This window comes from Flammeovirga kamogawensis, from assembly GCF_018736065.1.
Taxonomy (GTDB): domain Bacteria; phylum Bacteroidota; class Bacteroidia; order Cytophagales; family Flammeovirgaceae; genus Flammeovirga; species Flammeovirga kamogawensis.
Window position 1 is genome coordinate 808,200 of the sequence record NZ_CP076128.1, and the last position, 20,319, is coordinate 828,518.

Consider the following 20,319-nt stretch of genomic DNA (forward strand, 5'->3'; position numbering starts at 1 on the left):
CATACCATCATAATTATTGAATAAAAAATAACAAGAAATTATCTAAGTAACTTATTATTGTTGTAAATATGTAAATTATTCAAATAATATAAAATATTTTTATGTTGAAAAATATTAGAAAAGTGATAAAAAGATATTTTTGGCCTACACTAACATCAAATAAAATTATGCTAAATAGTAATGTTAGAGTAGAATCACTTTCACCTCCACAGAAAAACTCTTTTTTTATGGAGTTACAAAAACAGGTTAAAGGAATTACCTATACACGAAAAGGGTTAATTGCTTTAAATATAATAGGCTTTGTATTTCATTGGGAAATTTTACCTTTAATTACAATTGGTACTCTGGGTTATCTATTTTTTGTGAGTAAAAACATTTCAAAAATTCCAGAGAAAATTTACAATAAATTAGATATACAAATTCCATATGCTAAAAAGACCAAGAAGAATCTATTAAAAAGAGACTTCAACTATGATCCTTCTAAAATTACAGTAGAAGATCTTCAAATTGGTTTCTTGTTAGATTACAATTTACAAACTTATAAAGTAGTAGAACATTTTCAGTACGTAACTGAAGACAATGAGTTTGAGGAAAAGCTAGTTTTGATTACGGGTATTGACGAACGTTTTATATTCAAAAAATACAATGCAAACAATCCATTTATACGTTCGACTCAAAAAATTAATATCTTTTCTATAGACGAGAATTTAGACACTGAGATTTTATTAAAACAAAGACCAAAATCAATTATAAATTTTAAAGGAATTAATTATTACAGAGACGAAGAAGCTAAAGGAAGTATTCATTCTTTTAAATCAAATACGATTGAAAATAGATTTAAAAAATGGGATTATTTTGATGATTCTCGTTTATTATATATTTGTATTGAACAGATAGACACCAATAAGTTTGTAGCTTATCAAGGAAAAATTGAAGGTGAAATTGCATTTTCAGAGATTTTACCCCAGAAATGAGTGTTAAAAAAAGTTAGCTAACGATAAGGTTAGTCAACCCCACAAAAAATATATTATTTTTGACAAAGAAATTGATAAAGACCTATTATCTTTCGTCAAACAAAATTTAGAAGAAATTATAGTTACATAATGATACTAAAAGCGGATAATCTAATAAAGCACTACGGAAAACGTACAGTAGTTAATGATGTTTCAATAAAAGTAGAACAAGGAGAGATTGTAGGTTTGTTAGGACCAAACGGTGCTGGTAAAACTACTTGTTTCTATATGATTGTTGGTTTAATTAAACCGAACAACGGAGAAATTCACCTTGACACTGAAAACATCACAAAATTACCGATGTACAAACGTGCTCAAAAAGGTGTTGGTTACCTTGCTCAGGAACCTTCTGTGTTCAGAGGATTAACTGTAGAAGAAAATATTATGTTACCTCTAGAAATGGAAAAAATTTCTAAAGAGGAAAAGAAACAAAGAGTTGAGACTTTATTAAATGAATTTTCTTTAACTCATGTAAGAGATAACTTAGGTATGTCTCTTTCTGGTGGGGAAAGAAGAAGAACTGAAATTGCTAGAACTTTATCTACTAACCCAAGTTTTGTTTTACTCGATGAACCTTTTGCAGGCGTAGATCCTATTGCTGTTGAAGAAATTCAGAGAATAGTTTACAACTTAAAAAAGAAAAATATTGGTATCTTAATAACAGACCATAATGTAACTGAGACTTTATCTATTACAGATAGAGTTTATATTTTACAAAGTGGTGTAGTATTTAGAGATGGCACTCCAGAACAGCTTATTAATGATGTAGAAGTACGAAAAGCTTACTTTGGTGAATATGCTGAATATAAGAAAAAAGATTTTTCTGAGTAGAAAATCAAAAATATACAAAGGATACTCAGAAGAGTGTCCTTTTTTTACGCCCAAACTTAACGATCGTTTTAGTAGAACTTAAAACTATATTATTGATTAAAACATGGAAATTTTATCTACTGCTTTTAATTGGTTTTCAAAACGTAGAATGCATCAGATAGAACATTTTATGACTCACCCAATTGATGTACAACAAAATCTCTTTAAAGATTTAATATCAAGTGCAAAAAATACAGAGTGGGGAAAAAAATATGGCTATCAATCTATTAATAACATTGAGCAGTTTGCTACTCGAGTACCAATTTCTACATATGAGGATTTAAGCCCTTACATAGAAAGAATGATGAAAGGTGAACAAAATATATTATGGTCATCAAAAATTTCTGAATTCTCGAAATCGTCAGGAACAACCAATCAAAGAAGCAAATTTATACCCGTATCAAAAGAAGCTTTAGAAGATTGCCATTATAAAGCTGGGAAAGATCTTATTTCTATTTATTTAGATAACCACCCAAACACTAAAATTATGTTTGGTAAAAGTTTAGGTATTGGAGGTACATATCAAAAAAACGACTTAAATAACGAAAGTATTTTTGGTGATGTATCTGCCATTATAATGAAAAACCTTCCCTTTTGGGCAGAATTTATGAGAGCACCTGAAATTAAAGTAGCTCTGATGGATGAATGGGAAAGTAAAATAGAGCTAATTGCTGATACTACTATTGATAAAAACATCACAAGTATTGCCGGAGTACCTACTTGGACGTTGATTTTAATAGAGCGTATTTTAGAAATGACAGGAAAGAAAACGCTAATAGAGGTTTGGCCCAATTTAGAAGTATTCTGGCATGGAGCAGTTGCATTTGGCCCTTATAGAAAAACATTCAAAAAATTAATTGGTAAAGACGACATGAACTTTACTGATGTCTATAATGCTTCTGAAGGTTTTTTTGGAATTCAAGATACTACCAATGATGATGAGTTTTTATTGTTATTGGATTATGGTGTTTTTTATGAATTTATTCCAATGGATGAATTCAATCAAGAAAAAGCTGAAGTAGTTCAGCTATCTGATGTTGAAATAGGTAAAAATTATGCACTACTAATTACTACTAATGCAGGTTTATGGAGGTATCAAATTGGAGATACAATACGATTTACATCTAAATACCCCTATCGAATAAAAATATCAGGAAGAACCAAACATTTTATCAATGCTTTTGGTGAAGAGGTTGTAATAGAAAATGCCGAAGCAGCAATAAAAGCAGCTTGTGCTATAACCAATGCTGAGGTTCGTAATTTTACTGCAGCTCCTGTGTATCTAGAACAAGGTGGTAAAAAAGGAGGACATGAATGGGCTATTGAATTTAAACATACACCAAATGATAAAGCTCTTTTTATTCAAACTTTAGATGAAACTTTACGAAAAGTGAATTCTGATTATGATGCAAAACGTTACAAAGATATTGCATTAATTACTCCAGTAGTCCATTTTCTAGAACCTAGGTCATTTTATAATTGGATGAAAAAAAGAGGAAAGTTAGGTGGGCAAAATAAAGTTCCTAGATTAGCAAATCATAGGGAATATTTGGAGTCTCTCCTATCTTCAATTTAAATATAATATATATATGATGGATCAGGCGACAGCAACAACATCAAAAACCGCAATTTTATTAATGCACTGCCCCGACCAAAAGGGGATTATATCACATATCACTTTATTTATTCATGAGAATCAAGGTAATATTATTTACTTAGATCAATATGTTGATAGAGTTGAGAAAAGATTCTATATGCGTGTAGAATTCGAAATAGATCAATTTAATATTCCAGAAGAAAAAATATACGATTATTTCGAAACATTATTGGCAAAGAAATACGCTATGACTTTCAATTTGTATTTCAACGATAGAAAACCAAGAATGGCACTGTTTGTTACAAAAATGTCGCATTGTTTATACGATATTTTGTCAAGAACTGATTCTGGTGAATTAAAGGTTGAAATACCAATGATTATTAGTAATCATGTACACTTGAAAAAAGTGGCAGATAAATTTAATATTCCTTTTTATCATTTCGAAATGAATAAAGAGAATAAAGTTGAGCAAGAAAAAGCACAACTTGAATTAATGAAAAAGCATGATATTAATTTTGTTGTTTTAGCTAGGTATATGCAAATACTTTCTTCTGATTTTATTGAAAGTTACCCTAATAAAATTATTAACATACACCATTCTTTCCTTCCTGCTTTTGTAGGGGCTAAACCTTACCATGCTGCTCATGAAAGAGGTGTTAAGATTATTGGTGCGACATCACATTATGTAACAACCGATTTAGATGCAGGTCCAATTATTGAACAGGATGTAGCTAAAGTTAGTCATAAGGATACTGTTAAAGAATTAATTAGAAAAGGAAAAGACCTTGAAAAAATAGTTCTTTCAAGAGCAATATATCAGCATGTCAATAGGAAATTGATGGCTTATAAAAATAAGACAATTATTTTTGATTAATAAAAAAGGCTGCAATTGAAAAATTGCAGCCTTTTTTAAATAGATTTTTACTAAAGTGAAATTTCAAGAACTTCAAATTTCATTATTCCACGTGGTGTTTTAATTTCAGCAATTTCGCCAACTTTTTTACCCAATAATCCTTGAGCAATTGGAGAATCAATTGAAATTTTATTTTCTCTAACATTTGCTTCTTTTGCAGAAACTAACATGTACTCCATCTTAGCGCCTGTAGGAACTTTGATTGTTACTTTACTAAGGATACCCACTTTTGATGCATCTAACTTTGATTCATCAATAATTCGTGCATTTGCAATTAAATTAGCAAGGTTTGCGATTTTAGCTTCTAAATGCCCTTGAGCATCTTTTGCTGCATCATATTCAGCATTCTCGCTTAAATCGCCTTTATCTGTAGCCTCAGCAATTTGTTTTGCAATATCAGCTCTACCCTTTGTTTTTAGATCTTTAAGTTCATCAGCCAACTTCTGAAGACCTTCACTTGTATAATATGTTGCCTTAGACATTATATATTTCTTTTATAAATGAAAAACGATCCAATGTTATCAGATCGTTTGTATTTTTCTCTAATAGGATTACAAATATAAAGCTAACTACAAAATTTTGAAAATTTATTTATAATTGAATTTTATATTGTTATTTATTTTTAAATAAATTAATGCTTTTCTGTAGTTTTTTTTAACCCAGCAACAAATACTGCCCCTATCAAAACAACCAATAATAAAACGGCTGTTAATTCAAAAGCTAGAATTTGATTTGTCATAAAATGAACGCCTAAAACTTCAGTTACCCCTTGAGCTTTAATCTCATAGTTTTGATCTAAATCTTCGTTCATAATACCAAATGCTAATATACTAAATGAGGTCAACCCTAAAACGACACCCGTTAGAATTCTAGCAGAACCTAATTGAACACCTTGTTTTTCGGTGTTTTTAGTATACATTACACCAAAAAGTAAAAGAACTAAAACACCTCCTATATAAATCATTACTTGAGTTATTGCTAAAAAATCACTCCCTGATAAAACAAATAACCCTGCAACACTTAATAATGTAAATAATAAATAGGCTGCGTTATGAATAACATTCTTAGAACTAAATAATGCTACTGATGATATAAATATTACAAGCATTAAAAAATAAAACACTATTTCTATCATTATTATTTCTTTATTACTCTAGGACGAAATTTTGGTTTTGGTTTATCTTGTGCTGCTTCAGTTTGATTTTCCTTTTCTGATGAAGAAGATAGAGCAGGTTTAGCAGTAGCCATTTTTGCTTGTTTCTTTTTCTCTTGTTCGAGATCAAATAGCTCCTGTTTTTGTTTTACCTCTTGCTCTGACATATCAGCAAACCCATAAGTTAGATTACGCATATCTGGCTCACTAAAATCATAGGATTTAGTCATTGTCAAACATTCTGTAGGACATACATATGTACAGAGGCCACAAAAGCAGCACTTCGCCATATCAATATCAAATTTAGCGGCATAGATACGCTTTGGTGTACCGTCAGAGGTTTCACCTATAACTTCTGTAGATTTTATTGGTTCAATTTCAATACAATCAACAGGGCAAATTTTTGCACATTTATCGCATACAATACAATCATCTATCTCCAAGTCTAATTTATACCTTCCAGTATCTGGAACAGGTAATACTTCTTGAGGATATTTTAAAGTGACAATTGAATTCTGTTTTTCAAAATAATTACTATCGTTGGGAGATATCGGATCTCTTCTTTCATTAACTAGTGCATCTTTAAGGTGCTCAATAGTTAATTTTAATCCATGTTTTGAAGTTTGAATAGCTTCTTTGATATTTCCGAAGTATGTATTATTTGCTCCTAATTTTTTACTCATTCGCAAATCTTTTGATAATTCATTGTAAAGTTAGTAATTTCTATAACTATATACTTTCTATTTGATGAATTGTTTCTGAATATTTAATTTATCTGAATGTATTAAGATGTGAAGCATTAATCAATTAACTTCACTAATCTATTATTACAACTTGTTTATAGTTCATGAATATTATTGTTGAAGACTTCACAAAATCATGGGTTACCCCATCAGAATATGATTATTTGTTAGCACATGGCTGGAGGCATTTTGGAGACAATTTCTTTAGGTATAATATTAATATGCATGATAATGCAATATGTAATGTTATCCCTCTAAGGGTAAAACTCCAGGATTTTATTTATTCAAAATCTCAGAAGAAAATCCAAAAAAAATGTTCTGAATTCACTATTTCCATAGATAATGTTTGTATTGATAATGTTACCCATTCCCTATTTGAAAAACATAAAAAAAAATTTATCGATAACACTCCATCATCTATTTACGACTTTTTGTCGAGTAAAAATGTTAGCAATGTACCTACTCAAATTAAAGAAGTCCGGGTTTTTGATTCAGAAACTTTAATAGCAATTAGCTATTTTGCTATAGGTGAAAATAGTATTTCAAGTATTTATGGAATGTTTGATACAGACTATAATAGATATAGCTTGGGCCTTTTTACAATGTTTATTGAAATAGAATTTGCAAAAACACAAGATCTACTCTACTATTATCATGGATACTGTTATGATGTGAGTTCTTTTTATGATTACAAAAAGAAGTTTAGAGCAGTTCAAAGCTATCAGTGGGATACAAAAAAATGGTCTAACATTATTAAATAATACCATTAATTATATCTTGAAGTTGCTCTTCTTGATCAAACATTATTTTTGTTACAATTGGGACTACTAAAAAAGTCAAACTACTTTTAGAGATCAATGGCTTTAGTTTAGCAGCATCTTTTTCTGTAATTACGACTGTTTTATTTAATCCAATTTCATTTTCAATTCTAGAAATTGTCTTCTCTGTAAATGAATAATGATCTCTAAATTTATAATGATTGACTATTTTAATTCCTTGACTTTCAAGATAACCTACTAATGGTGTAGGGTTCGCAATACTAGTCATTAAATACAGATCATTAGGCATAGAAACCTTTGATGAGTCTATTAAATTATAAGGTTGTCCGTACCCTATTTCAGAAAATAAAATTTTACAATCGTCTTTTGAATAGAGTTTAGTTTTAGAGATATACGAATCAAACACTTCAGGAGAATAATCTCCTAATACTTTTGTAAAGATTATTATATCTGCTCTCTTAGCTCCTTTTCGATTTTCTCTTAATCTACCTAAAGGAAGTACATCATCTTTAAAAAATGGTTTATTAAAATCAGATAGCATAATATTTAAATCACGATGAATACCTCTATGCTGATAAGCATCATCAAGAATGACTACTTCTGCTTTCTCAAAAAATGGAACACCAAATACCCTTTGTTCAGAAACAACAACTTCAATTTTATTATATTTAGTATGATACTGCATTGGTTCATCACCAATTGTTTTTGCCGTAGCATTTTCATCTGCTTTTATGGGACCTGAAGTTTTTCTACCATATCCTCTACTTAATACTCCTACTTCTCTACTATTTTGAATTCTTTCAATCAAAAATTCAACAAAAGGAGTTTTTCCAGTACCTCCAACCGATAGATTACCTACAGAGATTACTTTTAAATCAAATCTAACAGGTCTTACACTCTTTGTGTCGTATTTTCTGTTTCTAATAGAAGTAACTGCATCATAAACGGCAGATAAAGGATATAATAAAAAATTCATACGCAAAAATAATATAAAAAAAGCCCATCAGTACAATCTGATGGGCTAAATATATAAGAATAATTCTATTCTTGTTATGCTAGAGCGATTTTCACCTTCTCTGCAGCTTCTTTTAATGTAATTGCAGAAGTAACTTTTAATCCTGACTCATCAATGATTTTAGCTCCTTCTTCAGCATTTGTACCTTGTAAACGTACAATAATTGGAATCTGAATATCACCAATATTTTTGTAAGCTTCAACAACACCATTGGCAACACGATCACAACGAACGATTCCACCAAAAACGTTAATTAAAATAGCTTTTACATTTGGGTCTTTCAAGATGATTCTGAAACCAGCTTCTACAGTAGTAGCATTTGCTCCACCCCCAACATCAAGGAAGTTAGCAGGATCACCACCAGATAATTTAATCATATCCATTGTAGCCATTGCTAATCCAGCACCATTTACCATACAACCAACGTTTCCGTCAAGTTTTACATAGTTTAATCCAGCTGCACTTGCTTCTACTTCTGTAGGATCTTCCTCAGTTACATCACGCATAGCAGCAATGTCTTTATGACGATACAAAGCACTTTCATCTAAACTTACTTTAGCATCTACTGCCATTACTTGATCATCAGAAGTTTTGAAAACAGGGTTGATTTCAAACATTTCAGAATCAGTACCTACGTAAGCATTATATAATGAAACTACGAATTTCACCATTTCTTTAAATGCTTTACCAGAAGTTCCTAAGTTAAATGCAATGCGTCTAGCTTGGAATCCTTGGATACCTACTGCTGGGTCGATCTCTTCTTGGAAGATAAGCTCAGGAGTTTTTTCCGCTACTTCCTCGATATCCATACCACCTTCAGTAGAATACATAATCATATTTTTACCTGTCGCACGGTTTAAAAGTACAGACATGTAGTATTCTTTTACTTCAGACTCACCAGGATAATAAACATCCTCTTGAATCATCACCTTTAATACCTTCTTACCTTCAGCTCCAGTTTGAGGAGTAACTAACTGCATTCCGATGATATCATCAGATAAAGACTTTACATCTTCAATGCTTTTTGCTACTTTAACTCCACCACCTTTACCACGGCCACCTGCGTGAATTTGGGCTTTTACTACCCAGAACTTAGTTCCAGTTTCTTTGTTCAGTTTTTTAGCAACCTCTACAGCTTCTTCTGGAGTGTCTGCTACGTATCCAGCAGGTACTTTAACTCCGTACTCTTTTAAGATACTTTTTGCTTGGTATTCGTGAATGTTCATGTCTATTGACCCGTTGGGTGCACAAGTTTGTTTTGTGTATTGCTACTATATGAAAAACATAAAATGACCGAGATCATTTATGTTTAATACTACAATTCTAAATAAAATAAAACAAACATCAAATTTGCTTATGCGAATACTCGATATTTTTTTATTTTATTTTAAAATTTATTCTTAAAAAAATAGTGACTTAAAAATAAAAACTACACAACTAATCGTATTCAACCTTCTGATATATAGTTACTTGACTTTATTAAGTTGTAGTTGATATAAAAAAAGAGCTACTCTAATTATAGAATAGCCCCTTATTAATTATTTTTTCGTTGCCGTTTTTCTTGTAGTGACTTTTTTCTTTGCTGGAGCTTTTTTAGCTGCAGGTTTCTTTGTCGCGGCTTTCTTTTTTGCAGGTTCTTTTTTTGTTGCTGCAGCTTTCTTACCTCTTGTTTTTGGCTCTGGAGCCTCTTCAATTATCTTTTTTACTTCTTCGTAAGTTAGCTCTTTTGCTTTCTCCTTTAACTCTTTAGGGATTTTAATATTGGCTTTATTATAAGAAATATATGGTCCCCATCTACCATTTAGGAGTTGTAAGTTCTCTTCTTCTTCAAAAGTTTTAATTAGTTTTTCAGCATCTGCTTTTCGCTTTGCTTCAATTAAACCAATTGCTACATCTAATTCAACAGTTTCTGGAGCATATTCTTTTCCTAAAGAAACAAACTTTCCATCATGTCTTATATAAGGTCCAAAACGACCAATTGCAGCGACAACAACTTTATCTTCGTAGGTTCCTATTGTTCTCGGAAGCTTGAATAATTCAAGAGCATCTTCAAGAGTAATAGTTTCTAAGTATTGGCCTTTTCGTAAAGATGCAAACTTCTTGTCTTCATCTTCTTGATCACCGATTTGTGCAATTGGACCAAATCTACCTAAGCGTGTAATTACTTTTTTACCAGTTGCAGGGTCAATTCCAAGTTCCCTTTCTGCATGAGCTTCAGCTCTATCAGCGTTCTCTTCTGTGTCAACAACGGTATCATGGAATGGTTTATAAAAACCACCAAGCATTTTCTGCCATTCTAGGTTTCCATGAGCAATTTCATCAAATTGTTCCTCTACATTCGCTGTAAATGAATAATCAACAACATTCGGAAAATGCTTTACGAGGAAATCATTTACAACCATTCCCATATTTGTTGGGAACAATTTACTTTTTTCAGCTCCATAAGTTTCAGTCAATTGTTTTTCATTGACCTCATTATTCTTCAGAACTATTTTTACATAATTTCTTTCTTTACCATCTCTAGCTTCTTTAATCACATACTCTCTACGTTGAATTGTAGAAATTGTAGGTGCATAAGTAGATGGTCTACCGATACCTTTTTCTTCTAACGTCTTAACTAAACTAGCTTCAGTATAACGTGCTGGAGGTCTAGAAAAACGTTGGGTAGCATTCATTTGATCTAGAGGCATATCTTGACCAATTGAAAGCGGAGGTAACATACCTTTAGTATCTTCATCCTCATCTATTTCATCATCATTTGATTCAATATATGCTTTCAAGAATCCTTCAAATTTGATCACTTCACCTTTTGCTACAAATTTCTCAGCTCTTTTTGGAGTAGTAACCTCTGCAGTAGTTCTCTCTAGCTTTGCATCAGCCATTTGAGAAGCTACAGCTCTTTTCCATATTAGATCATATAAGCGTGCCTCACGATTGTCTGACAACTCTAGTTTATGATTCTTAAAGTTGGTTGGTCTAATTGCCTCGTGAGCTTCTTGTGCACCTTTATTAGATGTTTTGAAATGTCTTTCTTGAACAAAATCATTTCCATAAACTCTAGATATTTCTTCTGTTGCAGATTGAATTGCTTCATTTGATAAGTTTAATGAATCTGTACGCATATATGTAATATGACCAGCTTCATATAGTTTTTGAGCAATTGACATTGTAGAGGCAACTGAATATCCCAATTTTCTACTTGCCTCTTGCTGAAGTGTAGAAGTTGTAAAGGGAGGAGCCGGTGTTTTCTTACCAGGTCTTGTTTTTATATCTGTTATTGAAAAATCTGCACCAAGACAATCTTGTAAGAAAGAATTTGCTTCTTCTTTTGTTTTAAACTTTGTACTTAATTCAGCTTCTAAAAACTTATTATTACCTAGTTCAAAAGTTGCAATCACTTTAAAAAAGTCTTTAGCATTGAAAGCTTCAATTTCTCTTTCACGTTCAACAACTAATCTTGCAGCTACACTTTGTACACGCCCTGCAGAAAGACCTCTTTGAATTTTTTTCCATAAAACTGGAGATAATTCAAAACCAACTAATCTATCTAAAATACGTCTTGCTTGTTGTGCATTAACAAGATCGTAATCAATAGTTCTTGGGTGCTTAATTGCAGATTGAATTGCAGATTTAGTAATTTCTCTAAATACAATCCTTTTAGTATCGTTATCTTTTAATTTAAGTGTTTCTTTAAGATGCCAAGATATAGCTTCTCCTTCGCGGTCATCATCGGTTGCTAACCATACCATTTCAGCATCCTTTGATAATTTCTTTAACTCTCTTATTACGTCCTTTTTATCAGGAGAAACTTCATAATGGGGAATGAAATCGTGGTCAACATCAATTGCATCGTTTCCTTTTTTTAAGTCACGTACATGGCCATAACTTGATCTTACGGTGTAGCCCTCACCTAGGTATTTTTCGATAGTCTTTGCCTTTGCAGGTGACTCGACAATTAATAAGTTCTTAGTCATTTATATATATATCTATCCTTTATTCAGATTTTAGGGTAATTAATTTGTGGTATAACTCCCGCGCGAAACAACTTATTATAAATAACAGTACACTTCCAAAAAAAATCACATTTTTATTAAAAATTTATTCAAATCATTCCTAAAAGTAACTTTAATTTGAAAAATACATGATAATAGTCATTTAATAATGTAAAAAACTTTTAGTGCTGATTTTTAACCGTTTTAGCGCTATAGGGGTGTTATTTACTATGTTTTTTTTGCATTAAAGTAAATCTTAAAATATATTTAGGCACTCAAATACATAATGGGTAAAATTTTCTATATGGTTTTTATTAATACACGTGCGAAAAATTAATTATCTATCACAAGATTATGCAAGAAGTAGAACTTAACCACAACAAACCTCAAACAAATTCAGACAAGGACATGAGTGAAAAAACAGCGCAATTATCGTATGCCGGTAAATCTTACGATCTCCCTGTAATTAAGGGGTCAGAGGAAGAAATCGGAGTTGACATTAGTAAACTTCGTGGTCAAAGCGGATTGATTACATTAGATGTAGGATTCAAGAACACGGGTTCAACGACAAGTGACGTTACGTTTTTAGATGGTGAGAAAGGTATTTTAAGATACAGAGGCTATTCTATCGAAGACCTTTGTGAGCATTCTTCATTCTCTGAAGTAGCTTACCTTTTAATCAATGGTGAATTACCAACATCAGAAGAATTTGATAAATTCCAAGATGATATCTCACACCATACATTAGTGCATGAAAATATCAGAAAGATTTTTGATGGTTTCCCTGCTGATGCTCACCCAATGGGAGTTTTATCTTCATTAGTTACTTCTCTTACTGCATTCCACCCAGAATCATTAGATCCAAATAGAGATCCTAAAATGGTTGACTTAACAATCCATCGTTTGATTGCTAAGTTACCTACACTAGCATCATGGGTATTTAAGAAAAAATTAGGTCATCCTTTAAACTATCCTGAAAACAAATTAGGATATGTAGAAAACTTCATGAAAATGATGTTTGGATTACCAACAGAAGAATATAATATCGATCCGGTATTAGTTGATGCATTTGATAAATTATTAATCTTACACGCAGATCACGAGCAAAACTGTTCTGCTGCAACAGTAAGAGTAGTAGGTTCTTCTCAAGCATCTTTATATGTAGCAATTGCTGCAGGTATCAATGCTTTATGGGGTCCTTTACATGGTGGTGCAAACCAAGCTGTAATTGAAATGTTGGAAGATATTCACGCTAATGGTGGTGATGTCGATCAATATATCGCTAAAGCAAAAGATCCTAATGATCCTTTCCGTTTAATGGGATTCGGGCATAGAGTTTACAAAAACTTTGACCCTCGTGCTAAAATTATCAAAAAACACGCAGATGCTGTTTTAGATAAATTAGGTATCGAAGATCCTTTATTAGAGATTGCAAAAGGTTTAGAAGAGAAAGCTCTTCAAGATGAATATTTCCAAAAAAGAAAATTATATCCAAACGTGGATTTCTATTCTGGAATTATTTACAAAGCAATGGGCTTCCCAACAGAAATGTTTACAGTTCTTTTTGCTCTTGGTCGTCTTCCTGGTTGGATCGCACAATGGAAAGAATCAAGAAACTTGAACCAACCAATCTCACGTCCTCGTCAGATTTATACTGGTTCTCCATCAAGACCTTATCCAGCAAAATAATTTGTTGTTTAAAATATAAAGAAAAGCCATCAGTAATGATGGCTTTTTTTCTTCATACTATTCAATCATGAAAGGCTTTTATCTAACCTACATTTTCCTATTACTTCTACCCTCTTATATATTTGCTCAGAATAATTATTATTGGTCACAACAACAAGGGCCAAACGGTAATTTATTAGGAGGATCATTAGCATCTGGAGCTTCCGATAACAGTGCTATCTTTTATAACCCTGGTGCTTTAGCATTTACCGAAACTCCCAATGTTTCTTTAACTTCAGACTTAATTAGTTATACATTCTTACATATAAAAAATGGTGCAGGCGAAGGTTTAGATATAAAGGGTAATCAATTAACAACTAAACCACAAATGCTTGCTGGAACTGCATTTGGTGCAAAGAATAACAGATTTAAAGTTACATATGCTATTTTTAATCTTCTAAATGAAAAGAGCGAATACTCTGCTCAAAATACAGCACAAATTAGCAATTCAAATCAAGTCTATGAAGGATTCTTTAATTATAAAAATGCCTTAAGAAATGATAGATTTGCAATTGGCACAACTTATAGATTAGCTGATAATATTGGTATTGGAATTACTCATTTTGTTGATATTAAATCAACAGAAATAACGTCGAATACCAATGAAAGTTGGTATACTAATAAACTAGCAACTAATTATAGTAATGATTTTAAAAATTTAAAATATTCTCATGTATCACTATTATGGAAACTTGGTATAGCATGGCATTATAATGAAAAACTTAATTTGGGCTTGAATTTTGAAACTCCAGATATTCGAATAAAATTTCTTTCAACTGCTTATTCAAGAAGAATTACTGAAACATTAGATGATAATGGAGTACTAGAAAAGTATTCATCTAGTCAAGATAAAGTTTACACTTCCTATTCATTACCTTTTACTTTTGACCTAAATTTAGGCTACACAACAAAATATACACAATACTCTGCAAGAGTCGGTTTTTTTAGTAAGGTTGAAAAATATAACTTACTCCAACTCAAATCAGAGACTACAATTAACCCTTCTCCCGACCCAGGGTTTAATCAATATACTTTATCAAACAAAAGAATAGTAAATTATGCTATAGGAGTTAAACATAGAATTCTTAACGACATGAATATTTTAATGGGTTTCAGAACCGATTTTAATTTCATAAACCAAGAAGATCTTAATTTTACTAAAGATAATTTTCTTTCTTTTAATTATTGGGATGTATATCATTTTTCATCAGGTGTTGAATGGTTTGGTTCTAATTTTAATATAATTGCGGGTATTGTTGCAGATTTTGGATTCTCTGAAAATAATCCTCAATTAGTCAATCTAACAGCACGTCCATATTCAGAATTAGATAATTTTAATACAAATACTGAGACAAGTTATTTACAACTAAATCTAATTTTTGGTATTACCTATCATTTCAAGGATAGAACTCAAATGTAATTGAGTATTTTTCAATTTTCCTTATTAGTACTTGAACAAATTCATTATTTTTAATCAGTAGATTATTAAACTTAATGAATCCAATGTTCAAGATAATTATTACATTATTTCTATTTACCACTTTACTTCCAACATTCGCACAGAAGAAAAGTAAGAAAAAAACAAAAAGTTCTAAACAAATTTCTAGAATTGATGAATTCAATCAACATCAACATTTAGACACTACTTCACTTTTTAAAAACATTCCTTTTCGTAATGTCGGCCCTACTGTTATGAGTGGACGTGTTACTGATGTTGAAGGAAATCCAAACAATCCGAATGAATTTTTTGTAGCATATGCCTCAAGTGGTTTATGGTATTCAAATACTAATGGAATAGATTTCAAGCCCTTATTTCAAAATGAAGCAGCGATGACAATTGGTGATATTGCTGTTGATTGGAATGGAGATGCATCAACTATTTGGGTTGGAACAGGAGAAAATAATTCTAGTCGTTCTAGTTATGCTGGTGCTGGCCTATTTAAGTCAAATGATAATGGTGTAACTTGGGTCTCTTCTGGGTTAGAAAACACACAACATATTAGTAGAATTATTTTACACCCAACACATCAAGATACTTTATGGGTAGCTTCCATCGGGAATCTTTATTCTAAAAATTCGGAACGTGGAGTTTATAAATCTACAGATGCCGGAAAAACTTGGAAGAAAACTTTATTTATTTCGGATAGTACTGGCGTAATCGATTTAATTATTGACCCGCAAAATCCAAAAGTACTGTATGCTTCTACATGGGAACGTACACGAAAAGCGTGGAATTTTAAAGGGTCTGGAAGTGAATCTGGAATTTATAAATCAAAAGATGGTGGTGTTAATTGGAAAAGAATAACAACTGATAAAAGCGGATTTCCAACATCAAATGGTGTTGGTAGAATTGGTCTAACTATTTCAGAATCCAATTCTAATTTATTATACGCATTCTTAGATAATCAAGAACATAGAAAGAAAACAACAGAAGAAAAATCAATTCGTTTATCAAAAGAAATTCTTTTAAGTATGCCAAGTGCAGACTTTGATTTATTAGCTGATGATGATATTAATGCTTTCCTCGATAAATATAAATTTCCGAAGCAATACTCGGCTACTTCAATTAAAGAGGATATAAAGAAGAATATATATACACCAAAATCATTAGTGGAATACCTTGGCGATGCAGGTGATAATCTATTTAATACACCAGTAAAAGGAGCAGAAATATATAGGTCTGAAGATGCTGGCAAAACTTGGGTTAAAACACATGACAAACCACTTGAAAGAGTTGTTTACTCTTTTGGATATTATTTTGGTAATATCAGAATTGACCCTACTAATGATGATAATCTTTTTATTCTTGGCGTTCCTTTTTTAAAATCTGAAGATGCCGGTAAAACTTGGATTGATAAAGGTGCTAAAAATGTTCATGTAGATCATCATGCCCTATGGATTAACCCTAAAAATTCTAAACATTATATTCTTGGAAATGACGGAGGAATCAATATCACTTATGATGATGGACAAACATATTTCAAAGCAAACTCCATCCCTGTTGGTCAATTTTATTCTGTAAATGTTGATATGGAACAACCATACAATATATATGGAGGTATGCAAGATAATGGTGTCTGGGTTGGTTCATCAACTACTGAAATAAACAGAGAATGGCAGAATACCGGTAAAACAGATTTTCAAAATATTATGGGTGGAGATGGTATGCAAGTTGGCATTGATTATAGAGATAATACAACAATTTATACAGGTTACCAATTCGGCAATTATTACCGAATTAACCGACTAACTGGAGAATCAAAATACATAACACCTACCCATAATTTAAGTCAGAAACCATTAAGATGGAATTGGCAATCTCCTATTCATGTTTCTGTTCATAACAGTGATATTATTTATTTCGGTGCGAATAGGTTTTATAGGTCTTTTGATAAAGGAGAAAATTTTAACGTTATATCAGAAGATTTAACTTACAATAGAAAACAAGGAAACGTCCCTTTTAGTACACTTACCTCTATTTCAGAATCACCTTTATCTTTTGGACTTATTTATACAGGTTCTGATGATGGTAGAGTTAATATTTCAACTGATGTTGGAGAACATTGGAAAGACATCTCAAAAGGATTACCAAAAAACTTATGGGTAAGTAGAGTTATAGCTTCTCTACATGAGAAAGGAAAAGTGTACGTTTCTTTAAATGGATATAGAAATGACGATTTTAACCACTATTTGTATGTTTCTGATGACTTAGGTAATAATTGGAAAGAAATAGGTAAAGGTTTACCCAAAGAAGCAATCAATGTGATAAAAGAAGATCCTAAGAACAAAGAAATAATTTATGTGGGTACAGATCAAGGACTTTATATTTCTTTTAATAATGGTATTGATTTTTCAATATTGGGTAGCTTACCAAATGTTGCAATTCATGATTTGGTGATTCACCCTAAAGCAAATGAGATTATTGTAGGAACACATGGTCGTTCTATTTATGTTGGAAAACTCGATGAAATTCAAAAGCTTAATACTAACTCTCTTACTCAAGAGCTTATCTTATTTGATATTGATGCTGTTATGCATAATGAAAAGTGGGGTATGATTGAAGGGTATTTTGAATGGGGAAAACCTTATGAAAAAAGCATTGATATTCCCGTTTTCACAAATAAAGAAAATAATGCTACAATAGAGGTTTTGTTCGATGATATTCTTGTCAAGAAAATTACAATAGGTCTTTCTAAAGGAATAAATTATATACCATATAATCTTTCCGTTGATAATTCATCGAAACTTGATTACGGTAACAAGATTGGTAGTAATTTCAAATTTCCTGAAACAGATAATGGTATTAGTTATTTAGTTGATGGAGAGTATAAAATTAAAGTAGCGATCGGTTCCTCAATTGAAGAAGTTAAATTAGTAGTCAACAAAAAAGAAACTCCAAATAGTAGAGTAAAAACTAAGAAAATACCTTAACAAAAAAGACCTTCTCAATTTATATTTTGAGAAGGTCTTTTTTTATTTGTCCCCTTTTGATTGATAAGGAATTCCTCCAAATAAATGGAGATATATAGATCTTGATAATCTAAAAATGAAAGGCATAAATATCATCATTGGTATAGTTGCTGCAAAAATATATACTAATGGATTCTCAGGGTCGAAAATAAAATAGGTGAAAAATAATGTTGCAAACATTAATGCTACATTGATACCATAACTAACGTACATAGCACCAAAATAGAAACCCGTTTCAGGTTCAAAAGTTGCATTACACACTTTACAGCGCTTATTTATTTTTGAAAATTTAGTTGATAGTGCACTATTTGTAAATATATCTCCTTCCCTACAACTTGGGCATTTTCGAGATACAATAGCTTGTATTTTTGATTTAGCCATTTTGATTTCCTAAATCTAATTTTTGTTGAACTTGTTCTTTAGAAATATCTTTAATTTCAGAACCTTCACAAATTATTGTTCTTTGAGGGTTGATTTTTAAAAAAGAATGTTGATGCGTTGCCATTATTACACTTGTCCCACTTTCATTAATTTCTGAAAATAGTTGAAGAATTGACCTTGATACTTTAGGGTCTAAATTACCTGTTGGCTCATCGGCAATTATTAAGTCTGGATTGTTTACTAAGGCTCTTGCGATAGCAACTCTTTGTTGTTCTCCTCCAGACAACTGATGCGGCATTTTTTCTTTAATAATTTTAGGTAACTTAACTAAATCTAATAAATCATCTACTTTAGTAAGCATAGCTGTTTTACTAGACCAACCAGTAGCTTTCATTACAAAAATTAAGTTTTCAAGAATATTACGATCTGTTAAAAGCTCAAAATCTTGAAAAATTACACCTAAAGATCTCCTCAAAAAAGGTATTTGTTTTTCGTCAATAGAAGATACTTGAAAATTATTAACTTTAATTACCCCTTCGGATGGATGCAAATCAGCATAAAGTAATTTTAAGATGGATGATTTACCACTACCTGTTGGTCCAAGTAAATATATAAATTCACCCTTAGCAATATCTAAATTGATATCAGAAAATACTACTGCATCTTCGTATTTTACTTTTACATTTCTTAAAGATACTATGTGATTCATGTTTATTTTAGATCTCCAATTTTTGAATCTTACCAAAAGGAAGTTGCTCAATAACACTCTTAAGAGCTTCTTCTTTTCCTTCTAAACCATATTTTTCTAATTTGGTTAAAGGTCTATCCGCTCTAAAATAAGCAATTAATACAAAATCTTCGTCTCGAAGTTGGATGTAATTTGGGATTTTAGCTTTCCCTTTTACTTTTATAATGTACATAAAACAATGTAATAAAAATGAGGCATCCATAATAGAATGCCTCATTTGTTTATTGAAATAAAATACTTTTACTCCTCCATTTTCTTAGCATCAGCAACAAACTGAGCTAAACCTTTATCTGTTAAAGGATGATTTAATAATGCTTTTATTGCACTTAATGGGCAAGTTGCAACATCTGCACCTAATTTTGCACAATCTAAAATATGCATTGGGTGACGTACTGATGCAGCTAATACTTGCGTACCAAAACCGTAGTTTTCAAAAATATCTACAATATCTTCTACTAATTGTAAACCATCTGTAGAAACATCGTCTAATCTACCAATAAATGGCGATACATACGTAGCTCCAGCCTTAGCTGCTAATAATGCCTGTCCAGCAGAAAAAATTAAAGTACAGTTTGTATCAATCCCTTTACTAGAAAAATATTTGATTGCTTTCACACCGTCTTCAATCATAGGTACTTTTACTACAATTTTAGGGTCGATTGCTGCAAGGATTTCACCTTCTTTAATCATGTCCTCATAATTTGTAGAAAGTACTTCAGCACTCACATCACCGTCAGTGATTTCACAGATAGCTTTGTAGTGTGCATTTACAGCCTTAGTTCCTTTAACACCTACTTTAGCCATTAATGACGGGTTAGTTGTTACACCATCCAATACACCTAAAGCATGTGCTTCTTTAATTTCTTCTAAGTTAGCTGTGTCTATAAAAAATTTCATAAGTCAAAGACGTTTAATCG

18 protein-coding genes are annotated in these 20,319 nt (G+C 31.4%); 8 read left to right on the plus strand and 10 right to left on the minus strand.

All coding sequences use genetic code 11. The annotated features are described in order from the left end of the window. Nucleotides 1–101 precede the first annotated feature (101 nt). From KM029_RS03200 to purU, 4 genes are all read left to right on the plus strand, one after another. Nucleotides 102–974: a DUF4178 domain-containing protein gene (locus tag KM029_RS03200; protein ID WP_144075340.1), complete on the plus strand. Its 873-nt coding sequence runs from the start codon at nucleotides 102–104 to the stop codon at nucleotides 972–974. 129 nt (nucleotides 975–1,103) lie between these two features. Then, complete coding sequence (gene lptB, locus KM029_RS03205; RefSeq protein WP_144075341.1) at nucleotides 1,104–1,844, plus strand: LPS export ABC transporter ATP-binding protein; 741 nt, start codon at nucleotides 1,104–1,106, stop codon at nucleotides 1,842–1,844. A gap of 103 nt (nucleotides 1,845–1,947) precedes the next feature. Beyond that, nucleotides 1,948–3,459 (plus strand): GH3 auxin-responsive promoter family protein, encoded by a 1,512-nt coding sequence (locus KM029_RS03210; protein ID WP_144075342.1) that lies wholly within the window; start codon nucleotides 1,948–1,950, stop codon nucleotides 3,457–3,459. 16 nt (nucleotides 3,460–3,475) lie between these two features. Continuing rightward, a complete protein-coding gene (gene purU / locus KM029_RS03215) occupies nucleotides 3,476–4,354 on the plus strand; it encodes a formyltetrahydrofolate deformylase (RefSeq protein WP_144075746.1) in 879 nt (292 codons plus the stop codon). A gap of 50 nt (nucleotides 4,355–4,404) precedes the next feature. On the opposite strand, the gene greA is transcribed toward purU, so the two are convergent. From greA to KM029_RS03230, 3 genes are all read right to left on the minus strand, one after another. Then, on the minus strand, nucleotides 4,405–4,875 hold the full coding sequence (gene greA, locus KM029_RS03220; protein WP_144075343.1) for a transcription elongation factor GreA: 471 nt from the start codon (nucleotides 4,873–4,875) through the stop codon (nucleotides 4,405–4,407). Nucleotides 4,876–5,024: 149 nt separating this feature from the next. Then, a complete protein-coding gene (locus tag KM029_RS03225) occupies nucleotides 5,025–5,528 on the minus strand; it encodes an NADH-quinone oxidoreductase subunit J family protein (RefSeq protein ID WP_144075344.1) in 504 nt (167 codons plus the stop codon). A gap of 2 nt (nucleotides 5,529–5,530) precedes the next feature. Further along, complete coding sequence (locus KM029_RS03230; protein ID WP_144075345.1) at nucleotides 5,531–6,229, minus strand: 4Fe-4S dicluster domain-containing protein; 699 nt, start codon at nucleotides 6,227–6,229, stop codon at nucleotides 5,531–5,533. A gap of 164 nt (nucleotides 6,230–6,393) precedes the next feature. Between KM029_RS03230 and KM029_RS03235 the strand changes: the two genes are divergently transcribed. Further along, the gene (locus KM029_RS03235) at nucleotides 6,394–7,050 is read left to right on the plus strand and encodes a GNAT family protein (RefSeq protein ID WP_144075346.1); all 657 of its coding nucleotides are present in this window, start codon (nucleotides 6,394–6,396) and stop codon (nucleotides 7,048–7,050) included. On the opposite strand, the gene lpxK is transcribed toward KM029_RS03235, so the two are convergent. The 3 genes from lpxK to topA all read right to left on the minus strand — a co-directional run bounded on the left by lpxK (nucleotide 7,043) and on the right by topA (nucleotide 12,057). After that, the gene (gene lpxK / locus KM029_RS03240; protein WP_144075347.1) at nucleotides 7,043–8,044 is read right to left on the minus strand and encodes a tetraacyldisaccharide 4'-kinase; all 1,002 of its coding nucleotides are present in this window, start codon (nucleotides 8,042–8,044) and stop codon (nucleotides 7,043–7,045) included. The genes KM029_RS03235 and lpxK overlap by 8 nt on opposite strands. A gap of 74 nt (nucleotides 8,045–8,118) precedes the next feature. Then, the gene (sucC, locus tag KM029_RS03245; protein WP_144075348.1) at nucleotides 8,119–9,309 is read right to left on the minus strand and encodes an ADP-forming succinate--CoA ligase subunit beta; all 1,191 of its coding nucleotides are present in this window, start codon (nucleotides 9,307–9,309) and stop codon (nucleotides 8,119–8,121) included. Nucleotides 9,310–9,621: 312 nt separating this feature from the next. Beyond that, nucleotides 9,622–12,057 carry a type I DNA topoisomerase gene (gene topA, locus KM029_RS03250; protein ID WP_144075349.1) on the minus strand — a complete coding sequence of 812 codons (2,436 nt, stop codon included), beginning with the start codon at nucleotides 12,055–12,057 and terminating at the stop codon, nucleotides 9,622–9,624. A 426-nt stretch (nucleotides 12,058–12,483) separates the two neighbouring features. On the opposite strand from topA, the gene KM029_RS03255 reads away from it, so the two are divergent. The 3 genes from KM029_RS03255 (at nucleotide 12,484) to KM029_RS03265 (ending at nucleotide 18,234) form a co-directional block, all read left to right on the plus strand. Continuing rightward, the gene (locus KM029_RS03255) at nucleotides 12,484–13,764 is read left to right on the plus strand and encodes a citrate synthase (RefSeq protein ID WP_144075747.1); all 1,281 of its coding nucleotides are present in this window, start codon (nucleotides 12,484–12,486) and stop codon (nucleotides 13,762–13,764) included. Between the two features lie 67 nt (nucleotides 13,765–13,831). Further along, the gene (locus tag KM029_RS03260; protein WP_144075350.1) at nucleotides 13,832–15,223 is read left to right on the plus strand and encodes an outer membrane protein transport protein; all 1,392 of its coding nucleotides are present in this window, start codon (nucleotides 13,832–13,834) and stop codon (nucleotides 15,221–15,223) included. Nucleotides 15,224–15,306: 83 nt separating this feature from the next. After that, entirely contained in the window at nucleotides 15,307–18,234 is a 2,928-nt protein-coding gene (locus tag KM029_RS03265) for a WD40/YVTN/BNR-like repeat-containing protein (RefSeq protein WP_158631141.1), read from the plus strand. 42 nt (nucleotides 18,235–18,276) lie between these two features. On the opposite strand, the gene KM029_RS03270 is transcribed toward KM029_RS03265, so the two are convergent. From KM029_RS03270 to fsa, 4 genes are all read right to left on the minus strand, one after another. Next, nucleotides 18,277–18,654 carry a DUF983 domain-containing protein gene (locus KM029_RS03270; protein ID WP_144075352.1) on the minus strand — a complete coding sequence of 126 codons (378 nt, stop codon included), beginning with the start codon at nucleotides 18,652–18,654 and terminating at the stop codon, nucleotides 18,277–18,279. Continuing rightward, on the minus strand, nucleotides 18,647–19,363 hold the full coding sequence (locus KM029_RS03275; protein ID WP_144075353.1) for a cell division ATP-binding protein FtsE: 717 nt from the start codon (nucleotides 19,361–19,363) through the stop codon (nucleotides 18,647–18,649). The genes KM029_RS03270 and KM029_RS03275 overlap by 8 nt, the downstream gene beginning before the upstream one ends. A gap of 7 nt (nucleotides 19,364–19,370) precedes the next feature. Continuing rightward, nucleotides 19,371–19,574: a fructose-6-phosphate aldolase gene (locus tag KM029_RS03280; RefSeq protein WP_144075748.1), complete on the minus strand. Its 204-nt coding sequence runs from the start codon at nucleotides 19,572–19,574 to the stop codon at nucleotides 19,371–19,373. A gap of 68 nt (nucleotides 19,575–19,642) precedes the next feature. Beyond that, the gene (fsa, locus tag KM029_RS03285; RefSeq protein WP_144075354.1) at nucleotides 19,643–20,299 is read right to left on the minus strand and encodes a fructose-6-phosphate aldolase; all 657 of its coding nucleotides are present in this window, start codon (nucleotides 20,297–20,299) and stop codon (nucleotides 19,643–19,645) included. Nucleotides 20,300–20,319: the final 20 nt, after the last annotated feature.